The 22,122-nt window shown below is 39.9% G+C and carries 18 protein-coding genes and 3 pseudogenes; 17 read left to right on the top strand and 4 right to left on the bottom strand.

What is annotated here, in order from left to right; genetic code table 11:
• Positions 1-295 precede the first annotated feature (295 nt).
• From H6G69_RS26520 to H6G69_RS26500, 5 genes are all read left to right on the top strand, one after another.
• Positions 296-472, top strand: a complete 177-nt coding sequence (locus H6G69_RS26520) for a hypothetical protein (RefSeq protein WP_190692107.1) — start codon at positions 296-298, stop codon at positions 470-472.
• Positions 459-2,441 carry an ATP-binding protein gene (locus H6G69_RS26515; RefSeq protein WP_190692106.1) on the top strand — a complete coding sequence of 661 codons (1,983 nt, stop codon included), beginning with the start codon at positions 459-461 and terminating at the stop codon, positions 2,439-2,441. The genes H6G69_RS26520 and H6G69_RS26515 overlap by 14 nt, the downstream gene beginning before the upstream one ends.
• Before the next feature lie 326 nt (positions 2,442-2,767).
• The gene (locus tag H6G69_RS26510; RefSeq protein WP_190692105.1) at positions 2,768-6,142 is read left to right on the top strand and encodes a PAS domain S-box protein; all 3,375 of its coding nucleotides are present in this window, start codon (positions 2,768-2,770) and stop codon (positions 6,140-6,142) included.
• Positions 6,143-6,278: 136 nt separating this feature from the next.
• Positions 6,279-6,656: a response regulator transcription factor gene (locus tag H6G69_RS26505; protein WP_190692104.1), complete on the top strand. Its 378-nt coding sequence runs from the start codon at positions 6,279-6,281 to the stop codon at positions 6,654-6,656.
• A 1,110-nt stretch (positions 6,657-7,766) separates the two neighbouring features.
• A complete protein-coding gene (locus H6G69_RS26500; RefSeq protein WP_199336285.1) occupies positions 7,767-8,702 on the top strand; it encodes a hypothetical protein in 936 nt (311 codons plus the stop codon).
• A gap of 130 nt (positions 8,703-8,832) precedes the next feature.
• Here the strand turns inward: H6G69_RS26500 and H6G69_RS26495 are convergent, their stop codons facing one another.
• Entirely contained in the window at positions 8,833-9,969 is a 1,137-nt protein-coding gene (locus H6G69_RS26495; RefSeq protein WP_190692103.1) for a sensor domain-containing diguanylate cyclase, read from the bottom strand.
• Positions 9,970-10,130: 161 nt separating this feature from the next.
• Between H6G69_RS26495 and sfsA the strand changes: the two genes are divergently transcribed.
• Positions 10,131-10,856 (top strand): DNA/RNA nuclease SfsA, encoded by a 726-nt coding sequence (sfsA, locus tag H6G69_RS26490; protein ID WP_190692102.1) that lies wholly within the window; start codon positions 10,131-10,133, stop codon positions 10,854-10,856.
• Between the two features lie 65 nt (positions 10,857-10,921).
• Here the strand turns inward: sfsA and H6G69_RS26485 are convergent, their stop codons facing one another.
• Complete coding sequence (locus H6G69_RS26485) at positions 10,922-11,899, bottom strand: carbohydrate kinase (protein WP_190692101.1); 978 nt, start codon at positions 11,897-11,899, stop codon at positions 10,922-10,924.
• 439 nt (positions 11,900-12,338) lie between these two features.
• Between H6G69_RS26485 and H6G69_RS26480 the strand changes: the two genes are divergently transcribed.
• The 9 genes and pseudogenes from H6G69_RS26480 to H6G69_RS26440 all read left to right on the top strand — a co-directional run bounded on the left by H6G69_RS26480 (position 12,339) and on the right by H6G69_RS26440 (position 18,609).
• Entirely contained in the window at positions 12,339-12,602 is a 264-nt protein-coding gene (locus tag H6G69_RS26480; protein ID WP_190692146.1) for a helix-turn-helix transcriptional regulator, read from the top strand.
• Between the two features lie 647 nt (positions 12,603-13,249).
• Entirely contained in the window at positions 13,250-13,903 is a 654-nt protein-coding gene (locus H6G69_RS26475) for a DUF6391 domain-containing protein (RefSeq protein WP_190692100.1), read from the top strand.
• 71 nt (positions 13,904-13,974) lie between these two features.
• Complete coding sequence (locus H6G69_RS26470; protein ID WP_190692099.1) at positions 13,975-14,973, top strand: glycosyltransferase; 999 nt, start codon at positions 13,975-13,977, stop codon at positions 14,971-14,973.
• A 167-nt stretch (positions 14,974-15,140) separates the two neighbouring features.
• Entirely contained in the window at positions 15,141-15,539 is a 399-nt protein-coding gene (locus H6G69_RS26465; protein WP_190692098.1) for a hypothetical protein, read from the top strand.
• A 254-nt stretch (positions 15,540-15,793) separates the two neighbouring features.
• The gene (psb34, locus tag H6G69_RS26460; RefSeq protein ID WP_190692097.1) at positions 15,794-15,964 is read left to right on the top strand and encodes a photosystem II assembly protein Psb34; all 171 of its coding nucleotides are present in this window, start codon (positions 15,794-15,796) and stop codon (positions 15,962-15,964) included.
• Positions 15,965-16,074: 110 nt separating this feature from the next.
• Positions 16,075-16,356 (top strand): annotated as a pseudogene (gene tnpA / locus H6G69_RS26455) (IS200/IS605 family transposase); the annotation flags it as partial.
• A gap of 161 nt (positions 16,357-16,517) precedes the next feature.
• Positions 16,518-16,898: a COG3650 family protein gene (locus H6G69_RS26450; protein ID WP_190692096.1), complete on the top strand. Its 381-nt coding sequence runs from the start codon at positions 16,518-16,520 to the stop codon at positions 16,896-16,898.
• Between the two features lie 25 nt (positions 16,899-16,923).
• Positions 16,924-17,916, top strand: coding sequence for a DMT family transporter (locus tag H6G69_RS26445; RefSeq protein WP_242072191.1), 993 nt, complete (start codon positions 16,924-16,926; stop codon positions 17,914-17,916).
• 42 nt (positions 17,917-17,958) lie between these two features.
• Positions 17,959-18,609, top strand: coding sequence for an HAD family hydrolase (locus tag H6G69_RS26440; protein WP_190692095.1), 651 nt, complete (start codon positions 17,959-17,961; stop codon positions 18,607-18,609).
• A gap of 8 nt (positions 18,610-18,617) precedes the next feature.
• On the opposite strand, the gene H6G69_RS26435 is transcribed toward H6G69_RS26440, so the two are convergent.
• A complete protein-coding gene (locus H6G69_RS26435; protein WP_190692094.1) occupies positions 18,618-19,862 on the bottom strand; it encodes an FGGY-family carbohydrate kinase in 1,245 nt (414 codons plus the stop codon).
• Positions 19,863-20,037: 175 nt separating this feature from the next.
• Between H6G69_RS26435 and psaM the strand changes: the two genes are divergently transcribed.
• Positions 20,038-20,145 (top strand): photosystem I reaction center subunit XII, encoded by a 108-nt coding sequence (psaM, locus tag H6G69_RS26430; protein WP_242056340.1) that lies wholly within the window; start codon positions 20,038-20,040, stop codon positions 20,143-20,145.
• A 630-nt stretch (positions 20,146-20,775) separates the two neighbouring features.
• Positions 20,776-21,447: pseudogene (locus H6G69_RS26425) on the top strand (sugar phosphate nucleotidyltransferase); the annotation flags it as partial.
• Between the two features lie 5 nt (positions 21,448-21,452).
• Here the strand turns inward: H6G69_RS26425 and H6G69_RS26420 are convergent.
• Positions 21,453-22,122 (bottom strand): annotated as a pseudogene (locus tag H6G69_RS26420) (IS630 family transposase); the annotation flags it as partial.

Below are 22,122 nucleotides of genomic sequence, written 5' to 3'. Positions count from 1 at the left end.
GCTTAATTAAGACTCATGCCATTGTTGCGTCAGTTCTATTTGTCACAAACTCTTGATTTTTCGTTTTCAATAGTATTTTGCCGTTACGCCGCCAAGATTTTTGGGAAAGCTAGTCTTATTAGTCTAGATTTAGATCCCTAGACTGTGATGGCTATTCCTTGGTGTTGGGAAAAAGTTGGGCAATTGTCAAAATTCCTAGCTATTTCATCGCTAGAGGACTGATTCTGGGGGTCATACGTTAGTTTATTGGGTATTTTACTATGCTGACCAATTCCCCATTGTCATTAAACATCTCATGGAAGTATTTACAAGCGATCGCGGCAATCAGGCCAATTCCGGTAAAAATTTACTGCTAGAGTTGCTGCAAAGTAGTAAATCTGTAGTCAGGATGGAACGTAAACATCTCTTGGTTGGTGTAATTGCTGGCAATTGCCAATACATTTTCAAAGAGGTGTTTTATGTCTACAGTTAGCCTCAGAAAAATTCTCCAAAGAAAAGAGTTACTGTCTTTACTTCAAGATTTAGCCTGTCATCTCAATAGTGCGATTGAGGTTGATTTGCCAGATGGGACAACTTTAGTCAAAATTGGCACACAAACTGCTGACAACCGATATCCCATTGAAATCTCAGGCGAAATTATCGGTTGGGTGGTTGGGGAAACACAGACAATCACAGTGGCAACTTTGTTGGCTTTGCTAGCCAAACAAGAAGCGGAAAAAAAAGAACTTGCCAAAGAATTATTAGAAAGATACCAAGAAATTGATTTATTTGAAGATATTTCCACGCAACTCACCACAAGTTTAGATAAGCGAGAAATTTCCCAGCTGGTACTACAGGAAGTCAGTCAATTAATTGAATCATCTGCGGGTGTAATTTTGTTGTTGAATGCTGATGCAACTGCTTTTGAGATGATTGCCGAATTTGGTGGTTTTTGCGATCGCAGTCTACCAGAACCAGGGAAAGGAATCATTGGCAGTATTGTGCAGAGTGGCCGGGCAGAACTGGTGAATGATGTGCAAGCAGATCCGCGATTGCAGGGACAAAAAAACGTCAACGCCCTCATTTGCGTACCATTGCGAACTAAAGAGCAAATAATTGGAGCGATCGCAATTGGCACAAATAAAATTGATGCTTACAAAGCTGAACACCTAAAATTGGTGAGTATTTTTGCATCACAAACAGCAGTCGCCATTGAAAAAGCATTACTTTACGAACAAAGCACCCTAGCAACTGCCCAAGCCAAAGCCCAGTCACAGAAACTTCAGCAAGCTCTTGAGGATTTGCAATTAGCCCAAACCCAACTCATCCAAAGCGAAAAAATGTCCAGTTTGGGACAACTAATCGCTGGAGTTGCCCACGAAATCAACAATCCTGTTAACTTTATTTGCGGCAATTTAAAGCATATTGCCGAATATTCGCAGGATTTGTTGTATTTACTGCAAGAATATCAAAGATTTTTGCCTGTAACGCCACCAGATTTGGAATCAGATTTAGACACCATCGATTTGGAATTTATTATGCAGGATTTACCCAAATTGCTGGATTCGATGAAATTGGGTAGCGATCGCATCGTGGAAATTGTCAAATCTTTGAAAAACTTTTCTCGCCATGACGAAACCCAAATGAAAACCGTCAACATCCACGATGGTATCGACGGTACACTCATGATTTTGCGCCATCGTCTCAAAGCCAGTAACCATCGCCCAGCCATTGAAATCGTCAAAGACTATGCTGAACTTCCCTTAATTGAGTGCTATCCCGGACAGTTAAATCAGGTGTTCATGAACATTCTGGCGAATGCTATCGATGCTTTAGAAGAAACACTGGCAAATAAAGAAAACAAAACTGCTCCCCAAATCAGCATTCGCACCGAAGCCCTTGATGAAAACTGGGTGGTCATTCGCATTGCTGACAACGGCCCTGGGATGAAAGAAGAAGTCCTCCGCCGCATTTACGACCCCTTCTTCACCACCAAAGAAATAGGTAAAGGCACAGGGTTAGGGATGGCCATCAGCCACCAAATTGTTGTCGATGGACACCAAGGAATCCTCAAATGCCGTTCTCAACCAGGAGAAGGAACAGAATTCTGGATTCAGATTCCCGTCAGTTGTACAACGCCAGAAACGCATAGTCATCCTCCTGCCAAAATAGCATCGACCTTACCAGTGGCAAACATCACCACCGCAATAGTGACTACTGATGCTGATGCTCAAGGCTTCATCGCCGCCAAAACTCCTATGCTCAAACCAGCCGATCTATTGACTCGCCATACCCAACTCATCCGGCGGTTGGAACAACATAGTCCGGAAATTAGTACGACATCACCTGACCAAATTTATCAGATGTTCCAACGCCACCCAATTTCTTTAAAGCTTTACGCTACGTTATTGTCCTGGTTTTGTACATCTGATGCCAATTTAAAAACAGAATGCGATACATAGATTTTGGATTTTGCGGCAAGTTGAGCCAGTACGTAGGACTGCTCACCGCAAAGTGCTGGCTAGACTCTCTGCCAACTTTCTAAAAAGCATGGGGGAATTACTTACTGGTGAGCTTTTAGGCAATCCATTTGTCGCCATCATTTTTCAACTTGGTGTACATTTCTAGAAACTGCCAGCAGTTGTTCATCCAAAATACAGCAAAGTGCTGAGTAAAAAAATAGTATCATCATACCTTTAAGCTATCAAAACTGTCCAAACCTAAGCCTAAGTGACTACAGCTATACATCCCACCAAACTACCCATTAAGCCCCATAGGAAATTCCGCCATGCCTAACCAGATTCATCCAGACAATTGTTATTTGTTCTTCGAGCAATGTCCTCTTGGTTTAGCCTTGTACCGGATGGATGGAACATTGATTAACATCAATCCTGCCTATGCTCAGATTCTGGGTCGCACTGTTGCCGAAACTTTAAATCTCAACTACCAACAATTTACGCCAAAACAATATACCGTTAGTGACCAAGCTTTTATAGATAATGTTATCCGTAATGGTCACTACGGCCCCTATGAAAAAGAATACATTCACAAAGACGGGTATTTTGTGCCAGTCCGTATCTCTGGTCAACTAATTGAGCAAGATGGCGAGCAGCTAATTTGGTCAACTGTGGAAGATATTACTGACCTCAAACAAGCGCAAAAAGAACGCTTACAATCAGAAAAAATCTTGAAACAGAGCGAAGCCCGTTATCGCTCTTTGATTAAAACTAACACCCAAATTATCTGGGTCAGCACCCCAGAAGGTATTTGCTTTGAACTCACAGATTGGATAGCTTACACAGGGCAAACTTTAGCAGAAGCTGAAAATGGTGGTTGGATTGATGCTGTTCATCCCGATGATCGCGGCTACACTGGCGAAGCTTGGGGTATTGCTGTAGCCAACCGGAGTATGTATCAAATTGAATATCGCATTCGCGGTAAAAATGGTAAGTATCGCTACTTTTGGGTCTGGGGCGCGCCTGTCATCGAAGAAGACGGTAGTGTGCGTGAGTGGATTGGCACTTGTACGGATATTCACGATCGCAAACTCGCAGAAGCCGAAAATCAACGGTTAAAAGAACGATATCGTACTTTAGTAACTGCTAGCTCGCAAATTGTTTGGGGAGCTACAGCCGAAGGGCTAGGAATCAGCAGTGAAATGCTGACTTGGATAGAATACACAGGACAGACTGAAGCCGAAGTCGCTGGTTGGGGCTGGATTGATCCGATTCATCCTGATGACCGTACCCGCTCGACAAATAATTGGAATCAGGCTGTGGCCAATCGCAGTCTTTACCAAACTGAATATCGATTGCGTGGCAAAGATGGCATCTATCGCTATTTTTCTGTTTGTGGTGCGCCTGTCTTGGAAGCAGACGGTAGTATTCGAGAATGGATTGGAACTTGCACCAATATTCACGATCGCAAGTTAGCAGAAGCGGAAAATCAACGATTATTAGATATGTTGAATCATTCCAGCGATGCCATTATTGTGCGGGACATGAGCGACAAAATTTTGTACTGGAATCAAGGGGCGGAGAGGCTCTACCATTGGACACGCGCAGAAGTTAAAGACCAGTTTATTTACACATTCTTAAAAAAAATCTTTCCTAAACCCAAACAAGAAATTACTGCTGAGTTATTAGAACAAGGCCATTGGGAAGGAGAAGTGCAACACGTTACCCATGATGGCAAACTCATTACCGTCCAAAGCCGTTGGACTTTGCAGCGCGATGCTGATGACCTTCCTTGTGCGGTATTAGAAATTAATACTGATATTACCGCCCGCAAACAAGCTGAAGTCGCTTTACGGCAATTGAATCAAGAATTAGAAGCCAGAGTCGCCGAACGCACAGCCGAACTCCAAAACACCCTTGCAGAAGCCCAAGGTCTAAATGCAATTTTAGATAACTTAGCTGATGGTTTATTGGTAGTAGATACCGAAGGGCTAATTACTCACTTTAATCCTGCTTTTGTAACTATGCACGGATTATCAGCCACCGCCATCAAAGGCCACTATCGAGAATTGCCCATCTTTGGTTTAGCAAATTTGGTAGAACAAACTCAAACCCATCCTAAAGAGGTATTTGCGGCTGAAGTCGCACTAGCAAAAGAACGCATTGGACAAGCAGTAGCCACCGCTATCTTTAAAAGGACAATTGCCAACGAACCCGATACTTGCTTTGGTTCGGCTTTACTGATTCGGGATGTCACAGCAGAAAAAGAAGTCGATCAAATGAAAACTGACTTCATCTCTACAGTTTCCCACGAATTGCGCACACCACTGACTTCGGTTTTAGGTTTTGCTTCCATCATTAAAGAAAAGCTAGAAACAGATGTCTTTCCTGTCTTGACTACAGAAGACCGCAAGCTGCAAAAAACCATTAAGCGCGTAGCTGACAATCTCAATATTATTGTTTCTGAAGCTGAACGGCTGACATCGTTAATTAACGATGTGTTAGATATTGCCAAAATGGAAGCAGGAAAAGTGGAATGGCAAATGCAACCGCTTGATCCTACTGAATTAGTCGATTGGGCAACTACTTCCACAGCAGCGTTATTTGAAACCAACGGCTTGGAATTAATTTGTGAGATGGAATCTGGTTTGCCGCAAATCATAGGCGATCGCAACCGTTTATTGCAAGTTTTAATTAACTTGATTTCTAATGCTGTCAAATTTACCGATTCTGGTTCTATTACCTGTCGCATTAAGCAACATCACGACGGTGTTTGTATCAGCGTCATCGACACAGGTATAGGTATTGCACCAGAAGACCAACCGAAAGTGTTTGAGAAATTCCGCCAAGTTGGTGATACCCTGACCGATAAACCCAAAGGTACAGGCTTGGGGCTGCCCATCTGTAAACAAATCGTCGAACATCACGGGGGCAGAATCTGGGTTGAAAGTGAACCAGGCCAAGGTAGCAGTTTCTCTTTCCTCATCCCCAGCTATATGGTAGATCACAAAGCTAATGCCAAACTCAATCTAGATGCACTAGTCAAACAACTCAAAGAACACGTCATCACTACTAACCCTGTGTTAAATGAAAAACGCAAAACTATTTTGGTAGTAGATGATGATGCCAATATTCGGGAATTATTGCGCCAACAATTAGAAAACGAAGGCTACAAAGTACGAGAAGCCAAAGACGGTATGGACGCAATTCACCAAATTAAAACAGCCCATCCCGATTTAATTCTTTTAGATGTGATGATGCCGCAAATTAATGGCTTTGATGTGGCCGCTGTTCTGAAAAATGACCCCTTAACAGCAGACATTCCCATCATCATCTTGTCAATTATTGAAAACAAAGAACGCGGCTATCACATTGGTATTGATCGCTATCTCACCAAACCCATTAATTCTGAGCAATTGCTAAATGAAATTGGTTTACTGCTTTCTCAAGGTACTTCTAGTAAAAAGGTGTTAGTTGTTGATAAAAATGCCTCAACTTTAAAAATCATCTCTGATGTCCTGCAAACTCAAGGATACAGTGTGATTGAAGCATCTAATCCCCAAGAATGTATAAATAAAGCTTTGACGGTTAAACCAGATATGATTATCCTCGACTCTATTTTTTCGCATGAAACTGATTTAGTTAAAACTCTCAGGTTTGAAAAGGAGTTAGAAAATGTCTTCTTTATTATGCTATCTGATAGCTAATTTTGCTGACTGAATATGAGCAGTGAAAAGTAAATAATTATTTACTTTTCACTTCGGTTTCTCTGTCTAGATGGAAATCAATATAGTATCAAATGAGTAAGCAATTTTAGCCAAAAATCTAAAATATCAAATTATTATGACCCAAAAAATTTTAATTGTAGATGATGAACCTAATATTGTAACTTTGATGGAACAAGCCTTAGAAGCCTTAGAAGATGAAGGTGTCGAACTGATAACTGCCAGAAATGGACAAGAAGCTCTGGAAACTATTCAAACCGAGAAACCAAATTTAGTATTTCTCGATGTGATGATGCCTAAAATGAGTGGTCTAGAAGTTTGTCAGATAGTTAAACATGAGTTGCAAATGACAGATGTTTATATTGTTATGTTGACTGCTAAAGGACAAGAGTTTGATAAACAAAAAGGTATGGATGTTGGGGCTGATTTATATCTCACTAAACCATTCCGACCTAAAGAAGTATTGGAGAAATCAATGCAAGTCTTGGGATTTTGAAGTTGATTTATTTATTCACATCTTGCACCTAGCCCCAGCGAATAGAATTCGCGGCTATACAAACGAAGTCCGCCTATCGCGCTTGCGCTGCGCTTGGCGCACCACGCGGACTAACGCAATATCAAGGGTTTGGAACCCGCGCAGGTGGTCACTGAGCTTGTCGAAGTGCGGGTTTTGTCTGTGTAGCCGCGACTTCAGTCGCAGGCGTGCAAGATATGTGTTTATCAACAAACAATTTTAGTCACTTTTATGAAACATTTCCTATTTCAAGGTAAAAAAGCAGATATGAACAGCGACTCAGAAGCAAATAACAGGAACGATTAAGTTATAATCTGCAACGTTGCGGCTAAAAACTAAAAGTTTCGTGCTTTTATCTCGAAACTTCGAGTTCAGAACTCGAAACTCCGTGATAAAAACATGAAGCTCCGAGTTCCGAACACAAAACTCTGTGGTAAAAACATAAAACTCCAAGTCTAGAACATAAAACTCCGTGATTGGAAGTGCAATCACGGAGTTTTATTTGCAATGATTAAAAATTAAGAGTGTAATACTGTTTTAGAAAATGACTAATACCAATCACTTTCTCGGCTCTATCGGCTTCTTCTGCTCTCAATACTCGCTTATCTGAATCATTTTTTCAGGGAAACAGTATAACATCATACTTGCAGCTTCAAACTAACAGTAAACTTTGTAAGTATTGTATGCTTTTTAGTTGGGCGATCGCTACGTAAGCAAAACTTTATTTCAATAACAGTATACTGATAACTTGATATATATTGCCTTCTACTTATAGTTAGATTTAATGTAGTTATTAGATACATTTTTAGCAAAATTTAAATATTTTTTCTCTATCTTTGAGTAATTTACAGGGCATCTCTCGTAATTGAAGAGATAAAATATATGTAATTTCGGTCTACAGCCATTGATAGAGTACATTCGTAGTTTGCTTACTTAGAATGAAATTGGTAATAGCAAGTTTATAGGCATTCAGGACATTTATAAATACTCACAATCCCCAAGCAAAATTATTTCTGCTCGGCTATTTATTATCCGTCCACTGTTATAGCTACGTATACCAAACAAATAAACTACAACTTTAGTGTAGATATTATGACTATTAATTGCTGGCAGCAACAAAATCACAATCATAACAATGACACAAATCATACTCAGGCATCTATCAAAGTAGAATTTGCCTTGTTGATGGATCAAATTAAAAGTAGTGTTTGGTTAATTGGCATTCCATCATGGTTGTTTGCTATATCTGATAGAAGCTTTGCTGTATTATCTGATAGCTACTTATCTCCTGTAGAGATATTGCAGATATTAATGACTTGCGTGTTTTTTGTTAGTTGGATTTATTTAAAACCAGAAGGAAGTTTAAGTAGTAACGATGTCGAACCAAATGAATACGCAGAATATTTATCGCGGACTCAAGCTAATAAGTTGAGGTTAAAAAAGCGGCACATGATTAGCCAAGATTATATTTTGCCGTTCCCTTATTATTGTCAAATCTATCATTTATTAAACTTAAAGCACTTAGAGTCTGTTCACAAATTTAGTTTGAACAACTTAAAGGTTTTGAATATTAGTCAATTTCAGCCCACTAATATAGGTGGAGCTATTAAATTCACCACTATGTTGCAACCAAATATCAACATCCTCAGATTTTGGCGGCAACCAATTGTCGAAGTAGATTTAATTTTACACACTCCCTACACCATTGAATTGAGTATTCCTGCATATAACGACAAAAGAATTGTGGTGATATTTCACGCTTTTCCCATTAGTGAGTGTGAACATCAATTATTTATCGATATTTATAGTGATTTAGAATGGCCCAAACCGATATTACAGATAATTTTGCATTGTGCTACTTGTTTAACACTCTTTGAAGATTTACCTTATTTGCAAGCCTTAGCCGAAAAGAATGTTGAGCGTTTATTTAACTTAAATTTGGCTTCTCAACACGAAACCATGTTGTTGTTTAATCGGTTTATCGAACTTTATGGTTCTCGTCAAGCCAGAATTCAATTACCAAAATAAACTTAATTTCTAGGCTTGACCCTGCCCCAATGGGGCAGGGTGTAAAGGAAAATACAGCCCTAACAACCACCTTCGTCACCACCCCATCTTCCCCACACCCCACACCCTTCTGATTGACAAGTTTGATTGCCTAATTACTTAATTTTTTGCATCGCTTACATTCATACATTTTCATATCTGCCAAGGTGATTAATTGATCTAAAGAAATAGGTTGACTGGGATTGTAAGATTGCAGACCAACACTCATTGACAGTTGAAAAGATTGGTGTTGATTTTGATTGAATTGGGCAATTGCAGTTTGCAGTCGTTGTTGTGTAACCTCAAACTGATAATTTTTTCCTTGCATCAGCACAACAAATTCATCACCGCCGAGTCTGGCTAAAATATCAGATGTGCGGAATGTTTGCTTCAGCAATTCTGCGGCTGCCAAAATTGCGGCATCACCAATTTCATGTCCTAAAGAATCGTTGATGAGCTTGAGACCATCTAAATCGATAAACATTAGGCTAGCAGCAACCTGAGATCGCTGAATTTGTTTAAGTTGCTGTTGTGCCAAAATAAAAAATCCCCGCCGATTGTACAGTCCTGTTAACTCGTCAGTAATCGAAAGACGACGGACTTCAGCTTCTGCCGCTTGACGATCGCGGATTTCTTGCTGTAAGTAGGTATTAGTTGCTAATAAAGCCGCAGTACGATCGCTAACTCGTTGTTCTAGTTCTGCATATACCTGCACATTTTCCATTGCGACTGCTGTAGTATCTGCCAAAGCCTGCAATAACTTGACTTCTTCAGTTGTGGGGTGATGAAGCTTTGCCCAATAAATCCCAATTGCACCAATCGGATCAAATGTGCGAATCGGAACCATCACCATACTTTTTACAAAAGTTGGTTGATAAGCTACATGGGGAACTCTCAAATCACTATAGACATCACCGATAATCGCAGGCTGACGATGCAACATAGACCAGCCGCCGATGCAAATACTCATCGGAAATCTTTGACCCTTCCATAAAGGAGCGATCGCATCTTCATCGGCATAATAGCAATAACCATTGTCTCGTAAAACAAAACTAGCTCCATCTGACCCAGTGATTTGTCGGGCCGCTACCCTAACAATTTCCATAATTCGCTCTAAATTACGAGCTAGTGACAAATATTGCACTACTATCAACAGACTCTCCATTGCCCGTAAATATTCTTGGTCAGTAGAGTCTGGAAAATCGACAGTCAATGAACAATGTAGCGGTGAGTCAAACTTATTAGTCATATATTCCCCTATGAGCTAGTAAATTTATACTTCCCCATTTGCAGTAATACGTATATTTTCTTAAAAAAATGTAATTTATGCTTGAGCAAGCACTCTATTTTTGATTCCAACGCAAACCACGATATGATGCTCTGTGCATCTGTGGTTGGTTTTGCAAAAAAATGCTTGATTGGCTTTATCGTTACCCTACTCTCTACCCTGGCATTTTGCTCAAACGCTACAAGCGTTTTTTTGCTGATGTGCAGCTAGCTAATGGTGAAATAGTCACCGCCCACTGTCCCAATACAGGCCCTATGACTGGAGTTTCCAGTCCTGGTAGTTTGGTACAGCTTTCTCAAAGTGATAACCCGAAGCGTAAACTTGCTTACACACTAGAACTAATTCAAGTCCACGATAACGAACCCACTTGGGTAGGTGTAAATACTGCTTTACCGAATCGCATAGTTAAGCTAGCTTTAGCAAAATATTTATTCCCAGAATTAGGTAACTACAGCCAAATTAAAAGTGAAGTGGTTTATGGCTTAGATAAAAAAAGCCGTGTTGATTTTTTTTTGACAGGTAGTGAGACAGAACTCCCCATATATTTAGAAGTCAAAAACACAACCTGGGCGCAAGGAACATTAGCATTATTTCCTGACACAGAAACCACCAGAGGACAAAAACACCTGCGAGAATTAATGGCGTTGCGACCTTTAGCGCGTAGTGTCATGCTGTATTTTATCAACCGGGGTGATTGTACAGAGTTTGCCCCTGGGGATTGTCAAGATCCAGTATATGGTGAGTTACTGCGACAAGCGATCGCCCTTGGTGTGGAAGTGCTACCTTGTCGGTTTGATATTTCTCCCGAAGGTATCCTTTATTTAGGTTTGGCCAAAATAAAAATTTAGCTAAATATTTTTAGTTAGGAATATCAGCCAATTATTGCTGATATCCCAAATAGTTATGCTACGGCTTAAACTTGCCCAGAAGTCAGGAAAGCTTCAACTTCTGCTGCCGTGGGTTGAGAAGCGATCGCACCTGGTTTAATAGTAGTCAAAGCTCCTACAGCACTGGCATAGGTAATAATGTGTTTTGCTGTGTCTGCATCTTCTAATTTCTGAATACTATGCTGACTTAGCTGATGGATAAACCCTGCCAAAAAGCTATCTCCCGCACCAGTTGTGTCAGCCACCTTCACAGGAAAAGCGGGTAATATGCCTTCGCTACCACCTAAGCAATAGGCACAACCTTTGTCCCCATCTGTCACTAGCACTCCTTCCACAGAATTTAGACGGTAAGTAATGGCCCCTGCATCGGCGGTATCAAATAGCCATTCCGCTTCTTCTTTGGAGAGTTTGAGAAAATCAACGCGCTTAAATATATTTTGAATTTTTTGCCGCGCGATATTTTCGTCTTGCCAAAAAACTGGTCGCCAGTTAACATCTAGCACAATCTTCAGGTCAAACTGCTCGGCTAATTCTAAAGCCCGATAAACAGCCTTTTCGCTTTCAGGATAGGCTAATTCCAGAGTCCCCAAAACCAAAAAATCTGCATCTTCAAACAACGAAATAGGCAATTTTTCCGCTTGTAAGCGCGTGTCTGCAAATTCAGATGTGTCATATTTACCAAAGCCAGCGAAAGTGCGATCGCCTGCCAAATCCCGCACTACATATACCTGACGCGTTGGCGCACTAGAATGACGCTGTACACCTGATGTATCTACGCCTACTTCTTTTAATAACTGTACCAGTGCATTTCCTGGTTCATCTTCCCCTACCGCACCAATAAATCCGGCAGAAGTTCCCAGTTTTACCAAAGCACAGGCCACATTTGCTGGCGCACCTCCTGGATAAGGAGTCCAGGATTTTACCTCTTCCAACTTTAGCCCTAATTGATCGGCTAAACAATCGAACAGAATTTCACCGAGACACAAAACACGGGGATTGCTCATCTCATTTTAGAATTTCGATTTGACTACAGAAAGTAGATAAGAATTCAGAACTTAGAGTACATAAATTAAAATATTTTCCCCCTAAATTTTGAATTCAAAGTTCTAAATTCTCCCTTGGTCAGTATAAAATCTACAACAATCTTCATCATCTGTCGCCAGTCCTGTAAAGAATTCTAGAGCAATTTTTATTACTCTTATCAGATGTATAAGCACCCGATTTCAGTTTTGAGTATTGCGGTAAATCAGGAAAAAAATATTGTTAATTAGTATTAACAGTCACCTAAGTTTAATGAAGCATAAGATTATCATCAAGCTGAACTTGAAAAAAATTATTGTCAATCGTATTGCAGCTAACACTTCAAATCCCTACCAACAAAAGAATCTTCTAGAATTAAATAGAGTGATTAAGTACATATACCAAGGGAGGATAGAACCAGTCATGGCTAGTGGCGAGTCTCAGACCCCTGTTACTCTGTCAGACAGAGAACTGCAAATTATCGACTTAGTGGCCGCTGGCTTAACTAACCAAGAGATTGCAGCAAAACTGGAAATTAGCAAGCGCACAGTTGATAACCACATCAGCAACATTCTCACGAAAACTCAAACGGAAAACCGAGTGGCTCTCGTCCGTTGGGCGTTACAGTGGGGTAAAGTCTGTTTAAATGATGTCAATTGCTGCCCTCTGCCTAATCAGTACGAATGAATTCCTTGCTGATCGACTAAATCCGAAATGCGGTCAATCAATTTTGGATTTGAGATTTGCGATTTTGGAGTAATCCAAAATCAGCAACCCAAAATCTCAAATTGTGCGGAACGGGGCTTGTACACAAGACTCATTCCAAAATCCCCAATCTCAAGGTGGCACGGTCAATAGCGTTTGGCAGATGCTATTAATCGTGTCTAGGACAGCGAACGATAAATCGACATTTTGGTTCACAGCTTGTGTTACTCCTCACGCATCTATTTCAGCTTGAACCTAGCATCAAAGCACAACAGAGTACTCACAGGACTTGTCAAGATTGGGTGTAAGGGTATGAGGGTATGGGATGTCAGACTTACAGCCCATATCCTTTACACCCATTCATCTTGATTGAGGCATTCATCAATATCAGGACTTACGGATGAAAACGAACAATCAAGGGTTTGGAGAAGGGGGCAAGGGTTTAGGGGTGTATGTATCCAAAACCCATTAACTCAGCCTCCACAGACAATCTTTGTGCGTAATTAATTCCTAAATATGCCAAAGGCTGCTGACTCATCATCAATAAAAATTAGCAATAATCCCTGGCTACAAGCGTTACATTTGTAAGAAATCTAGATTGCTCCATCAGCTGGGGGAGCAGCGTTACTATGGAAACTTCTGGTTCTATTCAAAGTGGCTCGTCTCCCTTTGATTTTTTTAGCTTCGACTTGATTACACCTCAACCGAAACAAGATACTGATTTACTTAAACAACTATCATTTGTTCCAGGTTTAAAAGAAATTTTGATGCTGCGGCAAGTTCACGCTTTAGAACACGCCACTGTCTGGGTTCTTAGCGAAACAAAAAACCTTCATACTTCCCCAGGAAAACCCAATACAATTCAAATTGATAACGAGTTACTGGGTGGGTTATCTACAGACCAAGGCTTTTATCTTTATGGTGAAGTCAATATCAGCAATTTGCGGCGTGCAGTTACTCAAGCACACCAAAGACTCACACATGGTGAATGGGATTTAGCAGTACATCCCCGTTGCGGCACAAATTCGTCAGTGGCAATCCTGTTAACTGCTGGACTAGTTGTAGGTGTAAATTTACTGCTCCCATTTCGGCCAATTGAACAATTGATTGGTTTAGGTTTAGCAGCAACAACAGCAGCAGAACTCGCCCCTGATTTAGGTTCAGTGGCACAGCGATATCTCACAACTGCTATTCCCTTTAATCTGGTAATAGAAAATATTACGATAAGTCGTGATATGTGGGGTAGAGAAGGGCATTTTGTCAAGATAAAATGGCGAGATTAATATGCGGAAATGGAGAATAGTAAATAGATTGATTTAATAATTTATTTATGATTTTTAATTTGTAATTGATAATGCGAAAACTTTATTTTTTATTGCCAGGAACTAGCGGCAAATTTGCCTGTGGTGGTCTTTGGGCAGAATTAAAAACATTAAAACTAGCTCAACAGGTTTGTCATGCGGATGTGGTTACTTACCGCCAAAAAGAAACCGGGAAGTTATTTTTAGATGACCTACTCAAAGAACCTAATTTAAATGATGTGATTTTTGTGATTAGTTGGGGTTTCGATATCGCTCAATTAGCTAAAAAGCTCCAGTCTTATCATGTTATTTATCATGCCCATAGTGCAGGTTACAAATTTACTTTACCTGCAAATATCCCCATTGTGACAGTCAGTCGGAATACCTTGGGTTATTGGGGGCAGAAGTCACCTAATACGTTGATTTATTATTTGCCTAATGAAATTAGTCCAGAATTTAAAAATTTATCTTTAGAACGGGACATTGATGTTTTAGTTCAGGCAAGAAAATCATCGGCATATTTATTAAAAGAGTTAATTCCCACGTTGGAAAAAAAATGCAAGGTATTTTTGGTTAACTCTTATGTAGAAGATTTACCGGGGTTATTTAATCGCGCTAAAGTTTACCTCTATGATTCTGCGGAATATTGGGCGCAAACAGGTGTGAGTGAAGGTTTTGGGCTGCAACCAATGGAAGCTTTAGCTTGTGGTTGTCAGGTATTTTCTAGCGTCAATGGTGGGCTTTCTGATTATTTAGATCCGGGGTTTAATTGTTATAAAATCGCTGGTTATTCTCAAGAGTATGATATTCAGCGTATTCTCCAAGTCATTCACTCTCCGGTAAGTTTAAAATTATCAGAACAAGTGCTGGCAGAATATCGCTATGAAAATATTATTCATCGGCTGCAAGTCATTCTCAATGAATTAAATGAGTTTTTTGACCATAAACAGCATCATCCAGGCAACATTCCCGATTTAACACAAACACGCTTAGTCAGTTTAGTAGTGAAAAATATGTATAACAAGGTGAAGAAAAAATACTTTAGTGCTTGATTAGGTGTAAGTTTGTTCAACTTACTGACGATATATTTTACCAGTGCTGCTTCCGCTTGATAGACTTGATTTTTCGATATATGTCCCGATCGCGTTTTCCTCACTTACGGATAACATAGAATTGCCGTTGTAGGTATTTTAGGTAACTTACACTCAGGGGTTGAATTATGAAACGCCCACTTGTAGCTTTAGCTGTTGTGGTTAGTGCGATAGCGTTGGCTAGTCCTGTCTACGCCCAACAAGAGAATGATCACCCTATCCTTATTGAACGCCACGAAGCTGCATCCTTAATCACTGAACCAGTCACAATTAACAGTGATACTGATAACGCCCTCACTCGCGCCGAACGCTTAAGACAAATTGCTAATTCTATTGGCAAAGTCAGCGAAGAAAAAGGATGTAAAAATATTAAGCCTCTAGATTTACTCAACGATCCCGAAGCAGCGATTAAGGAATGCGAAAAACCCAGCAACAACCAAACTCCTCAACGTAACGGCGAACCAGTGGACTATTTAAAGATTCCCCGCCTAGATTCTGGCGTGCGCTTGACTGTAACTCAGTTTTGAGCCATATAAACAAGTAAATACTGCGATTATCGCTCTCTATTTAGCCTGCTCGGCAACGGTTGGCTGAGGATAGGAGCGCGATTTTTTATGAGCTTTGAGTTTCTTAACTTGCTTGGGGGCGATCGCTTTTACTTCTAGCTACTTGATTAGCATATCTTTTTACTGCCATTAACTTTTTTTGTCAAGCGTAGTTGACAGTTCGTAACAAAACTGTTAAATTTATTTACATAAGTTAACAAACACAGGAAAACATTATGTATACAACTATTAACGAAGAAGGTATTTTAAATAACTACGCTACTGAACCCAAAATGTATTACGCTGAGTATCCTTCTGCCGAAGAGCAACGTAACTATGCTCTTCAAGGCGCAATTGCTACCTTGTTTATGACTGCAATTATTTTGGTCGCTTTAGGCGTGAGCTAAAAAGTATTTCTGTATCTAATCGTGGATTAAATCTTTGTTGAAACTCTCTCTTAAACCCCGGTTTTACTGGGGTTTTTTATTGGTATCTGCGGAATGTAAATCATCAATGTCAAATAATGACTGAGGTTGCAAGTGAAAAAGGATGGATAATTAAATGCTTAGAGATTGTACCTGACCATGTTCACACATTGATAGAATATGACCCCAGTACACCAATTAATTCAATTGTTAAGGCTTTTAAAGGTCGGTCATCCAGATACTTAAGACAAGAGTTTCCACAACTGCTTAAACTTCCTACTTTGTGGACTCATTCGTATTACTATGATTCAACGGGGAAAATTTCATCCGCAATTATCGAACAATACATCAATGACCCACATCACTATAAATAACTACTGCGGATAAATCCGCATGAGTCAGGTTTCCGCCACGATATAAATAACGTAGATAGTTCAATTCATTTAATTTCTTGAACTATCTACTTCGTGGCTACCACCTTTCCCACAATATTTAGGTGTATTGATCAAATATTCATCAAATTCAGACTTGACCAATGAAAGCTTTTATCTGTTATATTGCGCTGTTGGGATTGAGTGGTAGTTTATTAGCTCATAGTTCTAGTGTTTCTGCCCAAATAGCTAACAGGGAAAAATTTGTGGCTAGGGGTACAGAACCTTTTTGGAGCGTTACTGTCAGCAAAAGCGGCATTGTTTATTCTTCTCCAGAGGTGAAAAAACAAACCTTTCCTTACGTTGCACCTCTAACAGCACAAGGCCGTTCGGCTGATTTTGTCAGAGTCTATCGGCTAAGAGGCAATAACACATTAATTCTCAAAAAAGACAATGCTTGTAGTGATGGAATGTCTGATAAACAGTATCCTTACTCAGCTATTTTAATTTTGGGGAACAAAGTTTTGGAAGGTTGCGCTGAGTAATAGTGGTTTTAACCATACAATCAGGTTGTCCTTTCAGAACCCTTTGAACGTGTTAGGTATCCTGACGGTTCTTTTATCTTCCCTAGTCTTGGCATTTCACAATATTATTGTGCGAGTTCTGTTTTCTGAACATTTTGTGCTGGGTTTATTTTTGCTGGGTGGATACGTTAAACCAGATTTGCAAAATTCATTTTTGTTAATGTTTATGCGAATGCTAGTAGTAGTTCCCTTGATGGCTGCGTTAGCATTCAAATTATATCCATCGGCTGGCAAACAATTGCGGGATTTATTTCAGCGCGATACCTCAAGTACGCAACGAGATCGCACAAATGTTTTGTTACAAGCATTTGGCTGTGGGGTGCTGATGTTTGTATATGTGGCGTTACTCTACATCGCAATTGGTTTGATTCCTACAGGAATTGCTGTGACTTTGTTTTTTTCGTATCCAATATTTACAGCACTGCTGGCTTGGAAATTTTTTGGCGATAGGCCTACACTTTTTCGCTGGTTAGTGATGGGTATTATTTTAGTGGGTAGTGTTCTCACCGTTCCTCAATCTTCTAGTAGCTTCAACAGTTCGGCCATTGCAATTGGTATTTTTGCTAGTGTTGGCGCAGGCATAGTTTACGCTTTCTATTGCGTCATTGCTCAAAAATGTTTAGAAAAATTCCATCCAATTCTTTTCACTTGGATTAGTTTTGCTTCTACCCTGGTACTTTCGGGTATTAGTTTGATATTCTGGCCGCTTCATAGTACCCAACTAGATTGGACTCCGATGTGGATTTGTAGTATTTTGTCAGGTCTAGTTAGCTTTGCTGGACACACACTGAATAATTTAGGCATTCGGATGATTAGTGCAACTAAAGCCTCAATCATTGGTGCAAGCAGTCCAGCCTTGACAGCCTTAATTGCATGGGCAACGATTAGCGAACATTTAAATTTGATTCAGAGTTTGGGGATTGGTATTGTCACATTAGGTATTGCTTTGCTGAGTGGCGAAAAACGCAGTTCGGCGTAAATTTGGCATTACCTAAATCTTAAGTTGCAAATTAGTAAATTTATGACTGCTAACTCTATCTTTTTCGATTTAGATGGCACACTGACAGATCCTCAACCTGGAATTACTCGTTGTATTCAGTTTGCTTTATCTGAATTAGGTTACAAACCCCCAGAAGCTGATGAATTAAATTGGTGTATTGGCCCGCCAATTAAAGATAGTTTTTCTCAGCTACTCAATACTTCAGATGATGCTATTTTGGAGCAAGCGATATCATTTTATCGTCACCGTTTCTCCACAATTGGATTATTTGAAAATACTCTTTATCCTGAGATAAGAGAAACTCTTAAAGAAATTCGTGTTGCTGGGTATAAAACTTTTGTGGCAACATCAAAACCTTATATTTATGCAACACGGATTATTGAATATTTTGGGTTGTCACCACTTTTTGATGGGGTTTATGGTAGTGAACTTGATGGAAGCCGAAGTGCCAAACGAGATTTGATTCACTATATTTTAGCGAAAGAAAAGATTGAACCACAAACTGCGGTGATGGTAGGCGATCGCCTACATGATATGATTGGAGCCAAGCACCATAATTTAACGACAATTGGTGTTACCTACGGCTATGGAACAGCAGCAGAATTAAAAGCTCACGGTGCAGATTTTATTGCCCATTCTCCCCATGAGATTGCTAAACTGTTAATTCCGTAATTAGTAATTTAATTATTCAGTTTTGATTTAGCCAAAAGTGCTGTCCCGTAGGCGGCTTCTGTATATCTTGATGCAACTACAGGCACTTTTAAACATCGTTGACGAATAGCAGTCCAAGTGGAATTTGCTGCACCTCCACCTGCTGTATACACGCGTTGTAATTTATCTGCACCTAAATTTTGCAGTAATTCATAGCCGCGTGTTTCTATACGGGCAATACTTTCTAGCAAACCGTGTAAAAATTCTCTTGGTGAATCTGGGCGGGGTGTGAGTCGTGGGGCTAAATTAGGGTCGTTAATTGGAAAGCGATCGCCTGGCTTCAACAAGGGATAATAATCTAAATTGCTCGCTTTATCTGCATCAATTTCCCGACTTAAACTGGCTAACTCTGCATTTGTAAAAAATTCTTGCAACACAGCACCGCCAGTATTAGAAGCACCACCAGTCAGCCACAAATCACCCAGGCGATGGCTATAAATTCCGTAGCGTGCATCTTCTACACGGGTACGACTTAATAATTTCAATACCAAAGTCGAACCTAAAGATGTCACCGCTTCCCCGGGAGAATTTGCCCCACTAGCAAAAAAAGCCGCAATACTATCTGTTGTCCCCGCACACACTAAGCAATCATGGCGAAAACCAAATTTAATCGCAATATCCTGGCGAATTTCGGCGATGGGTGTCCCAGGCGATAAAACTTTCGGTAACGCAATAGGTATTTCTAATTTCTCCAACCATGCTGGATATTGCAAATTTTCTACGTCGTAACCCAACTTTAAAGCGTTGTGGTAGTCGCTAATACCCAATTTCCCATGCAGCAAAAAAGCTAACCAATCAGCTTGATGAAGAAAAAATCGTGCTTCTACAAAGAATGGTTGCTGTGACATCCACAGAAGTTTGGCAAGGCTGGAAGTAGCACTTAATACAGTATGGTTCGGCGGAGCGACTTTTTTTAGCTGTTCTAGCACCCCTGCACCCCGCGCATCGTTGTAGAGTAGAGCCGCATCTACAGGCTCTCCAGCAGCGTTACACAACAAGACGGTAGAAGAAGTACCATTAATAGCAATAGCTTGAATTTCGCGCCGCAATTGCTCAGGAATCTGGGCTAATAGGCTCCATAATGCAGCCCGCCAGTAGTTTACTTCTTGCTGTTGCCAAGGATAGCGTACTTCTGCTTGCACATTCCCCTCATTGTCAATTACCACCGCCCGCGAACCAGACGTACCGTAGTCAATTCCCAAATACAAATCCATATTTTTATAAATTTTTCTTATGAAAAGTAACTAATGGCTACTGACTAAGACCAGCTTATGTTGCATCTTGTAACAAGATATTCCACTAACTTGGCAAAACAGTGAAAAGTAGTAAACGTATTCATAATCCATTTACGTCAGGAGATTCTCAACCATGCTGATCTCAAACGCTCTAATGCTTGGTGTGACCTCTATTTCTGATACCCAAGTGTACATTGCTCTGGTTGTTGCGCTGATTCCAGGCGTTCTGGCTTGGCGTTTATCAACAGAACTCTACAAGTAGAACTCTGCTCTGAAACTGCTTTCAGAGTATCAATTTAAGTGACACACCCCACACAACAATCAGGTTGCGCCTGGTTGTTGTGTTTATTTAAAAAATAAAATTTAGAGATGTTTTAGGCGATCGCTTCATCCCCAAACCTAAAATAATCCATAAAATTAATTGGTATTTCTGTCACACGAAAAAGCACTTAAGTATTTTAATCTCTTAAGTGCATTCTCGTATAACTCTTCACCATTTCACTGAATTTCAGCTACATTTGCCAATTACAATACTTCATAGGATAGATGTATTGTAAACATCAATTGTACTCACAATTTAGTGAAGTGGTATCACTCCTTGCAATGAATAAGGGTATCGTTTATGTTGCAAAAGCAAACATCTAGCGAGTGACACTTTATCAACTGACACTATTAAGTAATACAAAAATCCGATTGAATTATTGAACATACTTAACATAGACACAGAACAGGGAATAGATTTTTTTGGCTCTCATTTAGAGAATTCCAGTAGTATGTGTAGGGTGTGTTAGGCGTAAGCCATAACACGTCAAAAGCTTTGCATTAGATATGTTAGGCTGTCATTAACACATCCTTATACGTGTATTTTAAAAATCAAATATGAGTCCTCTATATGCTACAAAATACAGTTAGAAAAGCTGTGATTCCGGCGGCTGGTTTTGGTACTCGCTTGTTTCCAGCGACTAAAGTTGTCAAAAAAGAATTGTTTCCGATAATTGACAAAGATGGTAGGGCGAAACCTGTTATTTTGGCTATTGTTGAAGAGGCGATTAGTGCAGGGATTACAGAAATTGGAATTGTCGTCCAACCAGATGATGTAGAAATTTTCACAGATTTATTTAAAAAGCCACCAAAACCTGAACTTTGGCAAAAGCTGTCACCAGAAAATCAAGAATATAGTTTATATCTAGAAGAAATTGGTAATAAAATTACTATAATTACTCAACATCAGCAAGAAGGCTATGGTCATGCAGTTTTTTGTGCTAAAGATTGGGTGCAAGATGAGCCATTTTTGTTGATGTTAGGAGACCATGTTTATCAATCTGAGATTGAACAATCTTGTGCTGCTCAAATGCTGCGGATTTACGAAAAAGTGCATCAAAGTGTTGTCAGTTTAACAACCATGCCAGCGAATATAATTCACAAAGCTGGGTGTGTTACTGGAGTGTGGCAAGAAAATAATTCAATTTTGCAATTAACACAACTTGCAGAAAAGCCAAGTGTTGAGTATGCACGGCAAAATTTGCGTGTGGTAGGCATAGCCGAAGATGAGTTTTTAGGTATATAGGACTAGTATTTGATTTCTGAAAGAACTCCGTACATCTGGAGAGATAGAAAATCAAAGGTAGTGTTTCGGATAAACCACTCAAACATCCACTTTAAATGAGAGAATGTTGGAATTAAAGCACAAAAACGTCTAACCCAGGTTTTTGCTTGTAACCAAATATCTTCTATAGGATTTTGTGATGGACAATTAGGAGCAAAGCGCACACAGTGAATTTTCCATTGCTCTTGAGATAAACCTTGATTTATTTCGCCTAAAAAGTTTTGAACCAGATGTGAACGATGGTAAGAAGCACCATCCCAAAAAAGAAGTAATCGTTGATTAGGTGACTGGTCTAATAAATAACGTAAATAATCAATTGTATTGTCTGAATTACCAGCGTTGTAAGCTTTAAGAAGTAATTTGCCAGTGAGATAGTCAACCGCCCCGTAGTATGTCTGTTTATCTCGTTCGTTAACTACTTCAACTGCTATTTCTTGGTCAGTTTTTCCCCAAACATAACCAGTTAAGTCTCCCCATAGCAGATGACACTCATCTATTAGTAATACTCTCAGCCTTCGGGCTTCTATTTCTTCTCTGTTGCTTGCCAACAATGTTTCAATCTGTTTTTTTTTGCCGCAACAGCCTCCTCGTCAGCCTTTGGGTTCAAAGATGTAGTTTTCTTCCAACTAATTC

The sequence above is a fragment of the Nostoc sp. FACHB-110 genome (genome assembly GCF_014697425.1).
Lineage (GTDB): Bacteria > Cyanobacteriota > Cyanobacteriia > Cyanobacteriales > Nostocaceae > Nostoc_B.
Note: the sequence above shows the minus strand (reverse complement) of the source record. Positions and strands in the feature narration are given on the sequence as shown.